General features: G+C 64.0%; 17 protein-coding genes. 10 read left to right on the top strand and 7 right to left on the bottom strand.

What is annotated here, in order from left to right:
- Window positions 1–123: 123 nt before the first annotated feature.
- The 3 genes from CO655_RS34740 to CO655_RS32435 all read right to left on the bottom strand — a co-directional run bounded on the left by CO655_RS34740 (window position 124) and on the right by CO655_RS32435 (window position 2,166).
- Window positions 124–258, bottom strand: a complete 135-nt coding sequence (locus CO655_RS34740) for a hypothetical protein (protein ID WP_275593076.1) — start codon at window positions 256–258, stop codon at window positions 124–126.
- 131 nt (window positions 259–389) lie between these two features.
- Complete coding sequence (locus CO655_RS32440; RefSeq protein WP_097667926.1) at window positions 390–1,025, bottom strand: YitT family protein; 636 nt, start codon at window positions 1,023–1,025, stop codon at window positions 390–392.
- Between the two features lie 208 nt (window positions 1,026–1,233).
- Window positions 1,234–2,166: a methyltransferase gene (locus CO655_RS32435; RefSeq protein ID WP_097667928.1), complete on the bottom strand. Its 933-nt coding sequence runs from the start codon at window positions 2,164–2,166 to the stop codon at window positions 1,234–1,236.
- A 175-nt stretch (window positions 2,167–2,341) separates the two neighbouring features.
- Here CO655_RS32435 and CO655_RS32430 point away from each other — a divergent pair, with 175 nt between their 5' ends.
- Genes CO655_RS32430 through CO655_RS32420 form a run of 3 tightly spaced genes read left to right on the top strand, consistent with a single transcriptional unit; the run spans window position 2,342 to window position 4,482 of the window.
- On the top strand, window positions 2,342–2,608 hold the full coding sequence (locus tag CO655_RS32430; RefSeq protein WP_004675818.1) for a DUF6460 domain-containing protein: 267 nt from the start codon (window positions 2,342–2,344) through the stop codon (window positions 2,606–2,608).
- A gap of 1 nt (window position 2,609) precedes the next feature.
- Complete coding sequence (locus tag CO655_RS32425; RefSeq protein WP_097667925.1) at window positions 2,610–3,107, top strand: CAP domain-containing protein; 498 nt, start codon at window positions 2,610–2,612, stop codon at window positions 3,105–3,107.
- A gap of 28 nt (window positions 3,108–3,135) precedes the next feature.
- Window positions 3,136–4,482 carry an MATE family efflux transporter gene (locus CO655_RS32420; RefSeq protein WP_097667924.1) on the top strand — a complete coding sequence of 449 codons (1,347 nt, stop codon included), beginning with the start codon at window positions 3,136–3,138 and terminating at the stop codon, window positions 4,480–4,482.
- Here the strand turns inward: CO655_RS32420 and CO655_RS32415 are convergent.
- Both CO655_RS32415 and CO655_RS32410 read right to left on the bottom strand, forming a co-directional pair.
- On the bottom strand, window positions 4,458–5,546 hold the full coding sequence (locus CO655_RS32415; RefSeq protein ID WP_097667923.1) for a quinone-dependent dihydroorotate dehydrogenase: 1,089 nt from the start codon (window positions 5,544–5,546) through the stop codon (window positions 4,458–4,460). The two genes, CO655_RS32420 and CO655_RS32415, sit on opposite strands and share 25 nt — an antisense overlap.
- Window positions 5,543–5,896 (bottom strand): DUF952 domain-containing protein, encoded by a 354-nt coding sequence (locus CO655_RS32410; RefSeq protein ID WP_097667927.1) that lies wholly within the window; start codon window positions 5,894–5,896, stop codon window positions 5,543–5,545. The genes CO655_RS32415 and CO655_RS32410 overlap by 4 nt, the downstream gene beginning before the upstream one ends.
- A 117-nt stretch (window positions 5,897–6,013) precedes the next feature.
- On the opposite strand from CO655_RS32410, the gene CO655_RS32405 reads away from it, so the two are divergent.
- The 5 genes from CO655_RS32405 to CO655_RS32385 all read left to right on the top strand — a co-directional run bounded on the left by CO655_RS32405 (window position 6,014) and on the right by CO655_RS32385 (window position 9,268).
- Window positions 6,014–6,412, top strand: coding sequence for a hypothetical protein (locus tag CO655_RS32405; RefSeq protein WP_097667922.1), 399 nt, complete (start codon window positions 6,014–6,016; stop codon window positions 6,410–6,412).
- 90 nt (window positions 6,413–6,502) lie between these two features.
- The gene (locus tag CO655_RS32400) at window positions 6,503–7,150 is read left to right on the top strand and encodes a response regulator transcription factor (protein ID WP_097609152.1); all 648 of its coding nucleotides are present in this window, start codon (window positions 6,503–6,505) and stop codon (window positions 7,148–7,150) included.
- Window positions 7,151–7,274: 124 nt separating this feature from the next.
- Entirely contained in the window at window positions 7,275–7,946 is a 672-nt protein-coding gene (locus CO655_RS32395) for a helix-turn-helix transcriptional regulator (RefSeq protein ID WP_097667921.1), read from the top strand.
- A gap of 11 nt (window positions 7,947–7,957) precedes the next feature.
- Window positions 7,958–8,662 carry a thermonuclease family protein gene (locus CO655_RS32390; RefSeq protein ID WP_097667920.1) on the top strand — a complete coding sequence of 235 codons (705 nt, stop codon included), beginning with the start codon at window positions 7,958–7,960 and terminating at the stop codon, window positions 8,660–8,662.
- A 192-nt stretch (window positions 8,663–8,854) separates the two neighbouring features.
- The gene (locus tag CO655_RS32385; protein WP_097609159.1) at window positions 8,855–9,268 is read left to right on the top strand and encodes a tellurite resistance TerB family protein; all 414 of its coding nucleotides are present in this window, start codon (window positions 8,855–8,857) and stop codon (window positions 9,266–9,268) included.
- Window positions 9,269–9,399: 131 nt separating this feature from the next.
- Here the strand turns inward: CO655_RS32385 and CO655_RS32380 are convergent, their stop codons facing one another.
- The gene (locus tag CO655_RS32380) at window positions 9,400–10,266 is read right to left on the bottom strand and encodes a transporter substrate-binding domain-containing protein (protein ID WP_097667919.1); all 867 of its coding nucleotides are present in this window, start codon (window positions 10,264–10,266) and stop codon (window positions 9,400–9,402) included.
- A 324-nt stretch (window positions 10,267–10,590) separates the two neighbouring features.
- Between CO655_RS32380 and CO655_RS32375 the strand changes: the two genes are divergently transcribed.
- A complete protein-coding gene (locus tag CO655_RS32375) occupies window positions 10,591–12,600 on the top strand; it encodes a methyl-accepting chemotaxis protein (RefSeq protein WP_097667918.1) in 2,010 nt (669 codons plus the stop codon).
- Window positions 12,601–12,868: 268 nt separating this feature from the next.
- Here the strand turns inward: CO655_RS32375 and CO655_RS32370 are convergent, their stop codons facing one another.
- Window positions 12,869–13,249, bottom strand: a complete 381-nt coding sequence (locus tag CO655_RS32370; RefSeq protein WP_097667917.1) for a VOC family protein — start codon at window positions 13,247–13,249, stop codon at window positions 12,869–12,871.
- 362 nt (window positions 13,250–13,611) lie between these two features.
- Here CO655_RS32370 and CO655_RS32365 point away from each other — a divergent pair, with 362 nt between their 5' ends.
- The gene (locus tag CO655_RS32365) at window positions 13,612–13,890 is read left to right on the top strand and encodes a hypothetical protein (RefSeq protein ID WP_097667916.1); all 279 of its coding nucleotides are present in this window, start codon (window positions 13,612–13,614) and stop codon (window positions 13,888–13,890) included.
- Window positions 13,891–13,941: the final 51 nt, after the last annotated feature.

The following is a 13,941-nucleotide window of genomic DNA, read 5'->3' as shown; positions in this document are numbered from 1 at the left end:
CCGTCAGAACGGGGAGAGGGCTAGGGTGAGGGGCAAATCACACGGCACGACTTTTCGTGGAGAGAGGAGTTACGGCGGATTGCCGGCGACCGACCCGAAATTCCGGGTCGGCCGAATTTGTGATCACTCGTGAGCCCTGGCGGCTCTTGCGGCAACGGCGTCAAACCCATCGCCCGAGAGGTCGATGCTGTTGAGCAGATCGCGAACGACTTTCGCGATTTCCTCTGCGGAAGCGCCCTTGGCGTATTCTTCCTGCATGCGGCGTCTCACAAGTTTTTCCAAATCTGACATAACTCACCTCATCAAATCCGGCGCGGGGAGAAATGTCGCGCCGGGACCGGTCGCAGGCAAGTTACGTTTTGTTCAGAATGGGTTACGGATTTGTAATGTCAGAGGGCGATGTAGCGGTCGGCGCGGTGGTTGATGGCGACGAAGAGGTTGAGGACGAGGGCGCCGAGGACGGAATAGAAGACCACCGGCGGCGTGGTGACGAAGACGGCGGCGGCCAGCACGCACATATCGATGCTAAGCTGGCCGAGGCCGGCGCGGATGCCGAAACGCTCCTGGAGATAGACCCCGAGAATGCCGACGCCGCCGAGGCTGGCGCGGTGGCGATAGAGCGCCAGCGCGCCGAAGCCGAGCAGCAGGCCGCCGAGAAGGGCCGCCCAGGCCGGATGGATGCTCGAAATGGAAAAGAGGCGCGACTGCAGATCTGACATCACCGAAGTCAGGCCGATGGCGATGAAGGTCTTGACCGTGAAGGCCATGCCGAGACGCTTCCACGAGAGATAGAAGAACGGCAGGTTGAGCAGGAAGAAGGCGAGGCCGAAATTGACGCCGAAAGCGTAATGCAGAAGGAAGGCGACGCCAGCCGTGCTGCCGGTGAGAAGGCCGGCGCTGGCAAGAACGTAAAGGCCGAGCGCTGCGACAAGACTGCCGGAGAATATGCCCTGCACGTCTTCGATCGGCGAGTGCCGCGCAGCACTCGTATTCCAGAGGCCGAGGGCATTGATGAGCTGTGTCATGTCGCCAGTCTCCAACAGCAGACGTGTTCGGGAGCACGTCCGGAGAAATCCGGACGCGGTGGATTTTTGATTGTGAAATGAGTCGAGCGTCGGCGTCTGATCGCCGCGCGCTCCTCGGATACCCTTGCAATATCAGGCTTTCCGGCGTCCGATCAAGCGAAATAGGTAAGCAATGCTGTCCTATTAAAAAATCGCAAGAAACATTCGCTCAGGCCGGCTTGCGCGTAAGGAACAGAATGCCGGCAACCGGTTTGCCGCCATCTTTGCGAATGACGGTCTTGACGATGTCGAGGATTTCGAAGCCGTGACGGGCAAGCAGCATGCTCACATAGGCTTCCGAATGGGCATAACGCAGCGACGGCGCGAGATGGAAGCTCTCGCCCTCCCCCGCATCCTCGACGGAAAAGGCGAGATCGGCGCCGGCGGCGGCGAGATCGTCGATGTTGGCAAAAACGCTTTCGAGATTGCCGAGATACATCAGCACGTCGGCTGCCGTCACCAGGTCGGCGCGGCCGCGCGGCCCATCGACAAAGAGGCCGGAAAGATCTGATGCAAGCGACAGGTCGGCCTGGGCGAGGTGATCGTAGACCGCCTTCTCGGCCGCCTTGGCCAGCATGTTCTGCGAGAGGTCGAAACCTTCGAGGCGGCTGGCACGGCCATGGATTTCGGGGCCGAGCAGGCCGGTGCCGCAGCCGAGATCGACGGCGCATGCGTAACGCCTGCCGGTGGCAGAAACGAGGGCTGCGAGCTTCTGCGGGACAGTGTAATCGAGTTTTTCGACGAGCGAGGTCTCGAAACGCTCGGCATAATCGTCGAACAGGCGCTCGATATAGCGGCTCGGCGGCCGGTCGGGTGTGGCGGTATCGCCGAGAAGGGCGAGCTTGAGGGCCGAACCGAAAATATCTTCGGGATCGAGGGCAAGCGTGCTGCGATAGGCTTCGATCGCGGCTTCCACCCTGCCCGCCTTTTCGCGATAGGTGGCGAGGCGATACCAGCCGGCCGCCCAGGCCGGTGCGAGTTCGAGCGCCTGCTCCATCAGCTCGGCCGCCGCCTCCGGCTCGCCGCCCTCTTCGAGCATCCGGGCATAATCGGCGCGGCGGTCGGCGATGACATCGCCGGAGGAAAGCTGGTGGGGCTGCATCATCGGCTCTTTATTTTAGGCATGTCGTCGCGCTGCTCGGTTTTGCACTGGCCCGCATCTGGCGGCGGCCACAAAAAAACTCAAGTCCTATTTCACAGGCGAAGCGGCCAATCCCGGAAAGGGCTTGCGGGCGGCGCACCGCGACCTTATTCCAAGGGCAAACAGGAGATGGTGCATGTCCGATCAGGTGAACAGGTTCCTCGGCGATTCGCTCGGCCGCACATTGATAAAACTCATCGTCGTGTCGCTGATCGTCGGTTTCGTCATGACCGTCTTCGGCCTGACGCCGTGGAACATCATTTATGGGTTCCGCGACTTCATCCTGGAAATCTGGCATCGGGGTTTTTCAGCGCTCGGACGCGTCGGCGACTATCTCCTCCTCGGGGCGACGATCGTCATTCCGCTTTTCCTCATCCTTCGGCTTTTCAGCTATCACCGGTAACATGACCTCCATCGATCTTTCGCGCCGCGGCCTGCTGCGTCTTTCCGGACTCGCGTTCGCCGCCGGCATCGCCGGCTGCACCACCACGCCGCGTCTCGCCGGCACGCCGTCCAACGGCGAGGACGAGACGGCAAGCGTATTGCCGCTCGTCAACCAGCTGCGGGCCAAGAACGGGCTGCCGGCGCTTAGCCCCGACCCGGCGGCGCAGACGGCCGCCCTCTTCCAGGCCAAACGCATGGCAAGCGCCGGCAAGATGGCGCATCTCATCGGCATGACCGACAGCTTCGGCGCCCGCGTCAAGGCGAGCGGCGTGCAACTGCCGGCGGCGGAGAATATCGCTTCCGGCCAGCAGAGCGTCGATGCCGTGGTGACCGCCTGGATCAACTCGCCGCATCATCTGGAAAACATGCTGGGGCGCTATGGCGGCCTCGGCGTCGCCGTCGCTCACAATTCATCTTCCAGGAACCTGCCCTATTGGGCGATGGTGCTGTCAAGCTGAGGCGATTCGGCCTCGACATGGGGCAAGCATGGATACGCGCAGCAACGGTCATTCCCTTGCCTTCGAGGTCACGCACCGGCTGGTGCTCTCGATCGCCATTCCGATGACGCTCGGCTTCCTGACGACGCCGATGCTCGGGCTGACGAGCACGGCCGTCGTCGGCCATATGGGCGATCCGGAAGCGCTGGCGGGGCTGGCGATCGGTGCAATGCTCTTCGATCTCATCCTGGGCAGTTTCAATTTCCTGCGGGCATCGACGACGGGCCTGACGGCGCAGGCCTATGGCCGGCGCGACCGGCACGAACAGCAGGCGGTGTTCTCGAGGGCGCTGATCTCGGCGCTCGGCTGCGGGCTGGCGCTGCTCTGTCTTTCGCCGCTGCTGAAGGCGGCGGGATTGCGGTTGATGGGCGCGGAAGGCGCGATCGCCGAGGCGACCGCCATCTATTTCTCGATCCGCATCCTGGCAGCGCCGGCCGCACTCGCCAATTACGCCATCCTCGGCTTCGTGCTCGGGCGCGGACAGGGCGGTGTCGGGCTGCTGCTGCAGGCGCTGATCAACGGCATCAATATCCTGCTGTCGATCTATCTCGGCCTGTCGCTCGGCTGGGGCGTGGCCGGCGTCGCCTGGGGAACCTTGGCCGGCGAGGTGGCCGGTGCGCTCGCCGGGCTGTTCATCGTGCTCGGCGGCTTTGCCAAATCAGAGCGGCCGGCATGGTCCGAGGTCTTTTCCCGGCATCGGCTGGCCGAGCTTTTCGCACTGAACCGCGACATCCTGATCCGTACCTTCGTGCTGATCGGCGCCTTCACAATCATGACGCGGATCGGCACCGGCTTCGGCGCGGTGACGCTTGCCGCCAATGCCGTGCTGATGAATTTCTTCCTGCTGTCGGGCTATTATCTCGACGGGCTTGCCAATGCCGCCGAGCAGATCACCGGCCGGGCGATCGGCGCGCGTTACCGGCCGGCCTTCGACCGCGGGCTGAAGCTCACCACCTTCTGGTCCTTCGGCCTGGCGGCGATCGTCTCCGCCTTCTTCCTGCTCGCCGGTCCCTGGCTGATCTCGGTGCTGACGACCTCGCCCGAGGTGCGGCAGGCGGCGGCGACCTATCTGCCCTGGGCGGCGGTGACGGGGCTCACCGGCGCGCTCGCCTTCCTGATGGACGGGGTCTTCATCGGCGCGACGTGGTCGGCCGACATGCGCAACCGGATGCTGCTGTCCTTTGCCGGCTATCTCGCCATGCTCGCCGTCTTCGTGCCGCTCTTCGGCAATCACGGCCTGTGGCTGGCGATGAACGCCTTCCTGCTGTTCCGCGGCTTTTTCCTGGCGATGCTGGTCAGGCCGCGGGCCGATCAGACCTTCCGCGCCGCCCAATAATCGAGCCTGCTGTCGCGCAGCTCGCGGATCGAGCCGGCCTTTTCGCGGTCGAGCAGCGCCGAGAGACCGCGAACGATATCGCCCGGCAGGCCGGGGCCTTCATAGACCATGCAGGAATAGAGCTGGACGAGATCGGCGCCCGCCCTGATCTTCTCCAGCGCGGTTTCGGCCGAGGAGACGCCGCCGACGCCGATGATCGGCAGCGCGGCGCCGACGCGCTTGCGCATCCTGGCAAGCACGGCGGTCGACTTTTCGAACAGCGGCACGCCGGAGAGGCCGCCCGTCTCCTTGGCCTGGCGCTGATCTTTCAGCCCCTCGCGCGACAGCGTGGTGTTGGAGACGATCAGCCCATCCAGCGGATGCGCAAGCGCCTCGGCGGCGATATCGTCCATGCCCTCCTCGGTCAGATCGGGGGCGATCTTCAGAAAGACCGGGATCTTGCGGCCGGATCTCTCAGCCATCTCATCGCGCGCCGCCAGCACGGACGACAGCAGAGCCGCAAGGCTTTCGCGCGCCTGCAGATCGCGCAGGCCAGGCGTATTCGGCGAGGAGATATTGGCGGTGAAATAGCGCGCGACGGAATAGAAACAGCGGATGCCGGCGACATAATCGGTGATGCGGTCCTCGCTGTCCTTGTTGGCGCCGATATTGACGCCGACAATGCCTTTGCCTGTCAGCGCCGAGAGCCGCTCGAAAGCAGCCTCATGGCCTTCATTGTTGAAACCGAGGCGATTGATGACGGCTTCATCCTCGACCAGGCGGAAGATGCGCGGACGCGGATTGCCGGATTGCGGCTTCGGCGTCACCGTGCCGATCTCGGTAAAGCCGAAGCCGAGCTTCAGCAGCGCCTCCGGCACCTCGGCATTCTTGTCGTAGCCTGCCGCCATGCCGAGCGGATTTTCGAAGGTGAGGCCGGCGACGGTCTGGCGAAGGCGCGGATCGGGGGTGATCTGGCAGGCGGGCACCAGGCCGGATTTCAGCGCCGCGATCGACATGCCATGCGCCGTTTCCGGATCGAACAGGAAGAGGCCCTTGCGGGCGAGACGCTTGAAGGGATCGATCATGGCTGCAGCTCCGGGAAAATATGGGCGCCCGCCTCGTCGAGCGGCAATGGCACCTCCCAGAGCACGGCCGCAAGCGGCAGGTCGGCATAGAGATGCGGGAACAGATCGCCGCCGCGCGAGGGTTCGAAGATCAGCTTGTCACCGAGGCCGCCGGCATCGACGGCAACCAGCATCAGGCCGGACTGGCCGGCAAAATGCAGGGCAGCGGTCTGCTTGACCTGGTCAGCCGTCGAAAAATGGATGAAGCCGTCCTTGAGATCGATGCCGGCGCCATGAAAAACACCGCTTTGTCTGGCTTGCTGCCAGAGCGGTTCCGTCACGATCTTGTAAAGGGTCGGTGTCAGGGTCATCATGGCCTCGCGATTGCTGGTCCTCGATCACCAGCGCTTTGCCGGAAAGAGGCGGCAATGTCCACGCCTCGGCGCTTAAAAACAGGACCCGCACAGGCAAATCCGGAGGATGAGACGATGAAGATTTTGGTTCTCGCACTTGGCGCCGTACTCCTGCCGCTGGCAGCTGCCGCGGCCGAGGCCGATGCGGGCCGGTTCCAGCTGGAAAAAAGCGGCGATCATTTCGTCCGGCTCGACCGCCAGTCCGGCGCCATGTCGATCTGCCAGGACAAGGACGGCGCTCTCGTCTGCCGCATGGCGGCCGACGAGCGGGCGGCCTATGAGGACGAACTCGACCGGCTTGCGGAGCGGGTGACCAAGCTGGAACAGGAAGGCCTCGTCCAGCGGGCGCTGCCGAGCGACGCCGAGATCGACCGCTCGATCAGCATCATGGAGAAGATGATGAAGAGTTTCATGGGGATGGTGAAGGAGTTCCAGGCCGAGGAAAAGGCCGATCCCCTTCCGCAGAAGACCTGATCTGATATAGTCGTATCAGCAGCCATGCATGGAGCGCAGTGGGGACGGCGTCGCATGCAGCACGATCGGGCTCTTGGGAGGGAGTTTTCGATGCAGGAACAGACCATCATCATTGCCGACGACCATCCGCTTTTCCGCGATGCGCTGCGCCAGGCCGTCATCGGCATGGAAGGCCGCCAGTCGATCGTCGAAGCCGGCGATTTCGCCGCCGCGCGGACAGCAGCCGGCGCCCATCCGGACGCCGATCTGATGCTGCTCGACCTCGCCATGCCCGGCGTCAGCGGCTTTTCCGGCCTGATGGCCTTGCGCGCCGAATTCGCCAGCCTGCCGATCATCATCGTCTCGGCCAGCGACGACGCAACGACGATCCGCCGGGCGCTGGAACTCGGCGCCTCCGGCTTCATTTCGAAATCCTCCGGTATCGAAGACATTCGCCGCAGCATCCAGACGGTGCTTACCGGCGATATCGCCACACCGGAAAGCTATCGCGACGGCCAGGAGCAGGACCCCGACGTTGCCGACCTGATCCACCGCCTGCATACGCTGACGCCGCAGCAAAGCCGGGTGCTGACCATGCTCGCCGAAGGCCTGCTGAACAAGCAGATCGCCTATGAACTCGGCGTCTCCGAGGCGACGATCAAGGCGCATGTCTCGGCGATCCTCTTGAAACTCGATGTCGACAGCCGCACGCAGGCCGTCATCCAGCTCGGCAAGATCAACATGGCGATGGTCGCCTGAGGCGGCCGAAACCGCCGATAAAAGGATTTTATTCCTCCCTTACCTTTACGCGCGCCGCACGGTCGGTTACACTTCCGGCCGGCTGGAGCGCGGCCTCGGATAGGCTGCACGGAATCGGGCGCATATGCTGTCACACGAGCAGATCTGGGAGGCGATCGACAGGCTTGCCGAGCGGCACGACCTGACGCCATCCGGTCTTGCGCGCCGCGCCGGGCTCGACCCGACCTCCTTCAACAAATCGAAACGGCTTTCGGCCGACGGGCGGCTGCGCTGGCCCTCGACCGAATCGATCGCCAAGGTGCTCGATGCGACAGGGGCGAGCATGGAGCAGTTTCTCGCCTTCATGCGGCCGGGGGCCGATTCTTCCGCAGAACTGGCGGGCGAGCGCGCCAAGCCGCCGCACGGCGGCGCCATTCCGCTGCTCGGCTTCGCGCAGGCCGGCGCCGGCGGCTTCTTCGACGATGGCGGCTTTCCGGCCGGGCAAGGCTGGGACGTGGTCGAATTTCCGGCTGCGCCGTCGCAGAAACCGGGCGTCTACGCACTGGAGGTGCAGGGCGAGAGCATGATGCCGCTCTACCGCGACGGCGACGTGCTGATCGTCGAACCCGGCGCACAGGTGCGCCGCAACGACCGGGTCGTCGTGCGCACGCGCGAGGGCGAGGTGATGGCCAAGGTGCTGCTGCGCCAGAGCCCGCGGTCGATCGAGCTGATGTCGCTCAATCCCGAACATCCGAACCGGACGCTCGATCTGTCCGACGTCGAGTGGATCGCCCGCATCATCTGGGCCAGCCAATAGGAAGATATTCCATGCGCCCCGCCGCCGTCTTGACTGGTCTTGCAGGAATGGCGGTTGTGGCCGGCCTGCTGATATCAGCAGAAACAAGGCTGCGCGGCGGAACGGGCGGCGAGGATATGATCACCGCAGAGGCGCAAGCAACCGACACGGCGGCGGAAATCGCCCCCGAGGCAGCAGGCCGGTCGGCGCCGATCCCGGATGCAGATGCCGAGATCATTGCGCGCGCGGCGCAGCCGGCGGCCCCCTCCCCCGCCCCGACCGAAAGCGCGCCGGCTGATCCGCCGCGCCCATCGGAAACGCCCGGCGGGCAGACGGCGGCGCCGGCCGCGAAAAAGCCGATCGAGCTGGCGCGGCCGCTGGCCGAAAATGCCGGCCTGCTTTCCTTCGGCGAGCGCCGGCTTCAGCTTGCCGGCATCATCCCGACACCGGCCGACAGGATATGCGGGCCGGCAGGCCGGCAATGGCCCTGCGGCATGATGGCGAAGACGGCACTGCGCCAGCTCTTGCGCAATCGCAGCCTCACCTGCGACCTCGACATGGCGGAATGGAAGGGGACGGCGACCGCCGCCTGCCGGCTCGGCACGCAGGATCTCGGCACATGGCTCGCCGAAAACGGCTGGGCCGAAGCCGAGGCGGGCTCACCGCTCGATGCTGTCGCCGAGAAGGCGAAGCAGGCGCAGAAAGGCATTTACGGCGGCGACCCGCGCCGCAAATGACTAATGCATGTCGCCCGGAAGTGTGCAGCGGTTCCGGGATAACGACATGCATCAAAACAAAAGGCTCAAGCGCGTCGCATGAATCAAATTTGATGCGACGCGCTTTAATGTCCGCGGCGGCGCGATGCTGCCGATCCCTTGTAAAGGCGACCGCCAATTCCTAATCTCCGCTCACCGAAGAAGGAATCAGAGATGAACAAGCCGCTTTCCGCCCATGATGCCCTGATCTACGTGATGGTGATGGCCTCCGCCGTCGACAGCACGATGAACGACAGGGAGATGACGAGGATCGGCCAACTCATCGGATTCCTGCCGGTTTTCAAGGATTTCGATGACGAAAGGCTGATTTCGATTGCGCGCGACTGCGCCTCGCTGCTGGCAGGGCCCGAGGGCCTCGACGTCGTTCTCGAAACCGTGCGCGACACGCTGCCGGCAAAACTCTACGATACGGCCTATGCGCTCGCCGTCGAAGTGGCTTCCGCCGACCTTTCGGTCAAGGCCGAGGAATTGCGGCTGCTCAGCCTGCTGCGCGACCGTCTCGGCCTCGACAAGCTGACCTGCGCGGCGATCGAACGCAGCGCCATTGCCCGCTTCCGCAACGGATAAGCCTGAAACTCTTTAAAGCGCGTCGCATCAAATTTGATCATGCGACGCGCTTTAGCCCTTTGTTTTGATGCATGTCGTTGTCCCGGAACCGCTGCACACTTCCGGGCGACATGCATTAGACGACCCGCCAGTCAGTAGAGCCCGTAGGGAAAATAACGCAGATAGATTTCCTGCAGACGGCCGTTGCGCGACAGCGTGGCGAGCGCGTGATCGATGGCTGACGTCAGCACGCTGTCCTTCTGCCGCAGCATGATCGTCATGCCCTCGCCGAGGAAATGTTCGGAGAGATAGGGACCGTCGAACAGCGCGCAGCATTTCTCCGAGGCCGGCGAAGAGACCCAGAAGGAAAGCTGCAGCGCATCGGCGAAGGCGGCGTCGACCTTGCGCTCCTTCAGCGCGGCAAGCAGAGCGTCCTTGGTGTCGAAGGGCTCAGCCTTCAGCGCCGGGAAAAATGCGGCCAGCATCGCCTCGTGCACCGTGCCCTTGACGACACCGACCGGCCGGCCGGCAAGGGCGGCGGCCGTCTTGCCGTCGACCGGTGCTGCGAGATTGCGCACGAAGCGCGCCGGCAGCATCAGATAGGGCCGGGAGAAGACGAACTGCCGGCGCAGATCAGGGGTCACAGCAAGACCGGCGATGACGGCATCGCCCTGCGAGGCGGCAAGCGCATCCTTGAGGTCGGCGAAAGGAATCGCCTGGATCTGGCACTTGTCGGATATTTCCAGCTCGCTGCAGATTTCGCGGGCGAGATCGACGTTGAAGCCGGAAAGCTTGCCGTTCTGATCGGTGAAATTGAAGGGCGGAAAATCGACCGACGTCAGGAAGCGCAAACGCACCAGCGAGGAGAGGTCGGGTCTCGCCAAACGCTCTCGCGCGTCGAAGAGCAGCGGCAGCGAGGGCGCTGCCTGCTGGGCGGAGGCGGCAAGGCTTGAAAGGAGCAACAGCCCGAACGCGAAAAGCCCCTTCAGCGTCAGGGATGCCAGCTTGGATTCGGTCATCGTGATCCAGTCTCGGGTTCAGCGGGAAGCGTTGCGGGGGTGGAGAGATGTAACAGAGTCACGCCCGGTGGGGAATATAGGTGTATCCGACGCCGGGCCACCTGGATCAGGCTCTCTTGGTTTCCGGCGCAAAGCTCGTCCCTCAAAATTATGGGCATTCTCCACAACCGCGTTAGGGCGGAATTAAAGAATAGCGCCTTTATTTATGGCGACGTCATCGGACCCCGCCGGCCGATCGCATGATGCACGCGTCAGCGCTCTGTTTGTAACAATTGATTTCGAAGCGCCGGTGCGGCACGCCCGGCCAATCGGGTGACATTTCCCATGTTGAAGCATCTGAAAATCCGCACGAAAATCCTATCGGTCGTGGCGCTCCTGGGGCTGATCACGATGGCCGGGCTCACCTATGTCATCGCCGAGTTTCGCCGTGCGGACGCCGCCTACAGCGCCTTCATCGATCATGAGGCGCTGGCCTCGATGCAGAGCGCACGCGCCAGCGCTTCGGTGGTGGCCTCGGTGCTGCAGGTCAGCCTGCTGGCCGAGATGAAGCCCGATACGCCGGCCTTCCAGACGGCGCTCGCCACACCGAGCAAGCTGCCGCAGGCCCGTGACCGGATGAAGGCGGCGCTGGCGCTGGTCCCCGGCCGCAAACAGGCTATCGACGAGATCCAGGCGGGCATCGATGAAATCGAAGCCCTGGCAGGCAAGATCACCGAACAGAGCAAAGCCAAGGACAGCGCCGGCGCGCAGGCAAATGTCGCCCTGATCAACGCCAAGCTCGATGCGCTGGCACCGAAGATGATTGCCAACGATGATGCGATGATGGCGCTGCTCAACGACGGCGGCGACGCGCTCTCGGCTGCCGTCAACGGCCGGATCACTTTCTGTCTCGTCCTGATCGGCATTGCCGTTCTCGCCGCGATCGGCGTCGGCATTATTGTGGCGCAGTCCGGCATTGCAGGCCCGATGACGCAGCTGCGGCTGCGCATGACGCGGCTTGCCGAGGGCGATACCGACAGCGAGATCGGCGGTCTCGATCGCAGCGACGAAGTTGGCCAGATGGCGCAAGCCGTATCGATCTTCCGCGACAACGCCATCGAGCGCCGTCGGATCGAGGCTCGCGCCGAGACAGAGCGCGGCGTCAGCGACGGCGAGCGCCGCGAACGCGAGGCGCAGAAGGCGCGGGAAGCCTCCGAACTCGACGGCGCCGTCGCAGCCCTCGGCGACGGCCTGCGCCGCCTTGCCGCCGGCGATCTTGCCTCGCATATCGACGAGCCCTTCGTCGCCCATCTCGACGCGCTGCGCCAGGATTTCAACCATTCGGTCGAGAAGCTCAACGAGACCCTGCAGGCGGTCGGTGCCAATGCGCGGGCAATCGGCGCGGGCGCCAACGAGATCCGGTCTTCCGCCGACGAGCTTTCCCGGCGGACGGAACAGCAGTCGGCCTCGGTCGAAGAAACCGCAGCGGCGCTCGAAGAGATCACCACGACGGTGCGCGACGCCGCCAAACGCGCCGAAGAGGCGAGCCAGCTCGTCACCCGCACCCGCCTCGGCGCCGAAAAATCCGGCGAGGTCGTCCGCAAGGCAGTCTCCGCGATGCAGCAGATCGAACAGTCTTCGGTCGAGATCGGCAACATCATCGGCGTCATCGACGACATCGCCTTCCAGACCAACCTGCTGGCCTTGAATGCCGGCGTCGAAGCCGCGCGCGCCGGCGAGGCCGGCAAGGGTTTTGCGGTGGTGGCGCAGGAAGTGCGCGAGCTCGCGCAGCGCTCCGCCAAGGCGGCCAAGGAGATCAAGGACCTGATCACCAATTCCGGCACGCATGTGCAGACCGGTGTGTCGCTGGTCGGCGAAACCGGCAAGGCGCTCGATGCGATCGTCACCGAAGTGCAGGAAATCAACCAGCACGTCCACGCGATTGCCGAAGCCTCGCGCGAACAGTCGATCGGGTTGCAGGAGATCAACACCGCCGTCAACACCATGGATCAGGGCACGCAGCAGAATGCGGCGATGGTCGAGCAGTCGACCGCCGCCAGCCACGGCCTCGCCACGGAGGCCACCGCACTCAACAATCTGCTCGACCAGTTCCGGCTGACCGGCACCGGCAGCTTCGCCGCCGCCGCCCCGATCGCATCGGGACGGCCGCCCGCCACGGCACCGCGCGCCGTGGCGCGCCCGGTGACCAAGGCTCCGGCGATCCGCGTCGCCCGGGAAGGCACGGCCCGTCCGACCGCCTCGCCGGCCCGCACCCTTGGGCAGACGCTCGCCAACGCCTTCGGCGGCGGCAACAGCACGCCGAAAAGCCAGGAGGCCGACTGGACGGAGTTCTGAGGCAAGGAACACCCTCAGCGTTCGCCGGCTGCCCCTCATCCGCCTGCCGGCACCGACCGGGGTCGAGCCACGGGGTCTCGACCCGTCCTTCGGACCCCCGCTTGCGGGGCGAAGGGGACATGACGCGAGCTCTCCGTTCCACGCACCCCTCTCGCAGGGCAAGTCCCCTCTCCCCGTTTTTACGGGGCGAGGGTTAGGGTGAGGGGCAGCCTTCGGCCCGACCCGGAGCCCAGCTTTCTCTTTGCAGCAAAACACCTCTCGTCTGGGTTTAACCCGGCCGCCAGCCCACCTCGACGAGGATATTCCCCGGCGCCGTGCAATAAAACAGCCAGCCGCCGCGCATGGCGGCCGGTGGGCCGGAGAGGATAGCACCGGCGGCAGCAAGCCCGGCATGGACGGCATCGACATCAACCCTTTCGGGCAGGATGAAGCCGAGATGATAGGTCTGGCGCTGTAATTCGACCTGGTCGGCGGTGCCGAACTTGGCGATGGCGTGGCTCAAGACGATCTCGAGGCCGGCGTCGTCCTCCAGGATCGCAAGGCCGTTGTTGCCGCGCATATCCTTCAGCTTCAGGCCGAAATGGCGGATGAAGAAATCCGCCGTCTCAGCAATATCGGCTACGTGAAAATCGAGATGGTTCAGGCGCATGACAGTCTCCGTTCAAAAAAATCCCGGGACTGCCGTTTGCCGTCTCCGCACGCCGCCGGGATCCCGCATTTCCATGCGGATCACGTCGCGGGTTCTCGCACCCTGGGGCACGGAGCAGAGCTTCGTCAGAGCGCTTTGACGCTTTGACGCAAGGGACCGGGCTTACCTCAACCGATCCTGCCTTTTTCGACGAAGCCGACCTAGCAGGCGGCTTCGGTTTCGGCAATAGATGCGTTGCCACACGCCTGGTGGAGCGGGATTTTCGCCCTAATCTCAATAAGGATTGAAGAGCGGCATGGGCATTTGTGTGCTGCGCGCTCTCCGCTAAGGCGTAGAGTGATGTCATTCACGGAGGGATGGATATGAAACCTGCAATCATCGGCCTCGTCGGCACACTCATTCTCGCGGGATGCAGCACCGTCAGCTACAACGGACCGGGCCTCGAACCCATCCCCGGAAGCATCACCTACAATGGTCAACCGCGCAGCAAGCTCACCAAATCGCCTGCTGGTTCGGCCTTTCCGCATGATTTCATCGACCAGTACGGCCGGCAGGTGGAAGAAACCTACATCATCCAGCCCGACAGAAGCCTGATCATCGCGCATCGGCGATACAAGCCGATCCGGTTCTTTGGGGATTAGGTCTGGGTTGGGATTGATCTGAACCCTTCAAACTGGACCAATTTTAGCTAG

Origin of the sequence: Rhizobium sp. M1 (genome assembly GCF_002531805.1) — a bacterium.
Lineage (GTDB): Bacteria > Pseudomonadota > Alphaproteobacteria > Rhizobiales > Rhizobiaceae > Rhizobium > Rhizobium etli_C.
The sequence above is the reverse complement of the archived record's forward strand: the minus strand, read 5'-3'. Positions and strand labels throughout refer to the sequence as shown.

What these genes read in the sequence shown, in the direction of transcription:
- CO655_RS34740 (WP_275593076.1), bottom strand. Translation starts at nt 258, where the DNA reads ATGCAGGAAGAATACGCCAAGGGCGCTTCCGCAGAGGAAATCGCGAAA.
- CO655_RS32440 (WP_097667926.1), bottom strand. Translation starts at nt 1,025, where the DNA reads ATGACACAGCTCATCAATGCCCTCGGCCTCTGGAATACGAGTGCTGCG.
- CO655_RS32435 (WP_097667928.1), bottom strand. Translation starts at nt 2,166, where the DNA reads ATGCAGCCCCACCAGCTTTCCTCCGGCGATGTCATCGCCGACCGCCGC.
- CO655_RS32430 (WP_004675818.1), top strand. Translation starts at nt 2,342, where the DNA reads ATGTCCGATCAGGTGAACAGGTTCCTCGGCGATTCGCTCGGCCGCACA.
- CO655_RS32425 (WP_097667925.1), top strand. Translation starts at nt 2,610, where the DNA reads ATGACCTCCATCGATCTTTCGCGCCGCGGCCTGCTGCGTCTTTCCGGA.
- CO655_RS32420 (WP_097667924.1), top strand. Translation starts at nt 3,136, where the DNA reads ATGGATACGCGCAGCAACGGTCATTCCCTTGCCTTCGAGGTCACGCAC.
- CO655_RS32415 (WP_097667923.1), bottom strand. Translation starts at nt 5,546, where the DNA reads ATGATCGATCCCTTCAAGCGTCTCGCCCGCAAGGGCCTCTTCCTGTTC.
- CO655_RS32410 (WP_097667927.1), bottom strand. Translation starts at nt 5,896, where the DNA reads ATGACCCTGACACCGACCCTTTACAAGATCGTGACGGAACCGCTCTGG.
- CO655_RS32405 (WP_097667922.1), top strand. Translation starts at nt 6,014, where the DNA reads ATGAAGATTTTGGTTCTCGCACTTGGCGCCGTACTCCTGCCGCTGGCA.
- CO655_RS32400 (WP_097609152.1), top strand. Translation starts at nt 6,503, where the DNA reads ATGCAGGAACAGACCATCATCATTGCCGACGACCATCCGCTTTTCCGC.
- CO655_RS32395 (WP_097667921.1), top strand. Translation starts at nt 7,275, where the DNA reads ATGCTGTCACACGAGCAGATCTGGGAGGCGATCGACAGGCTTGCCGAG.
- CO655_RS32390 (WP_097667920.1), top strand. Translation starts at nt 7,958, where the DNA reads ATGCGCCCCGCCGCCGTCTTGACTGGTCTTGCAGGAATGGCGGTTGTG.
- CO655_RS32385 (WP_097609159.1), top strand. Translation starts at nt 8,855, where the DNA reads ATGAACAAGCCGCTTTCCGCCCATGATGCCCTGATCTACGTGATGGTG.
- CO655_RS32380 (WP_097667919.1), bottom strand. Translation starts at nt 10,266, where the DNA reads ATGACCGAATCCAAGCTGGCATCCCTGACGCTGAAGGGGCTTTTCGCG.
- CO655_RS32375 (WP_097667918.1), top strand. Translation starts at nt 10,591, where the DNA reads ATGTTGAAGCATCTGAAAATCCGCACGAAAATCCTATCGGTCGTGGCG.
- CO655_RS32370 (WP_097667917.1), bottom strand. Translation starts at nt 13,249, where the DNA reads ATGCGCCTGAACCATCTCGATTTTCACGTAGCCGATATTGCTGAGACG.
- CO655_RS32365 (WP_097667916.1), top strand. Translation starts at nt 13,612, where the DNA reads ATGAAACCTGCAATCATCGGCCTCGTCGGCACACTCATTCTCGCGGGA.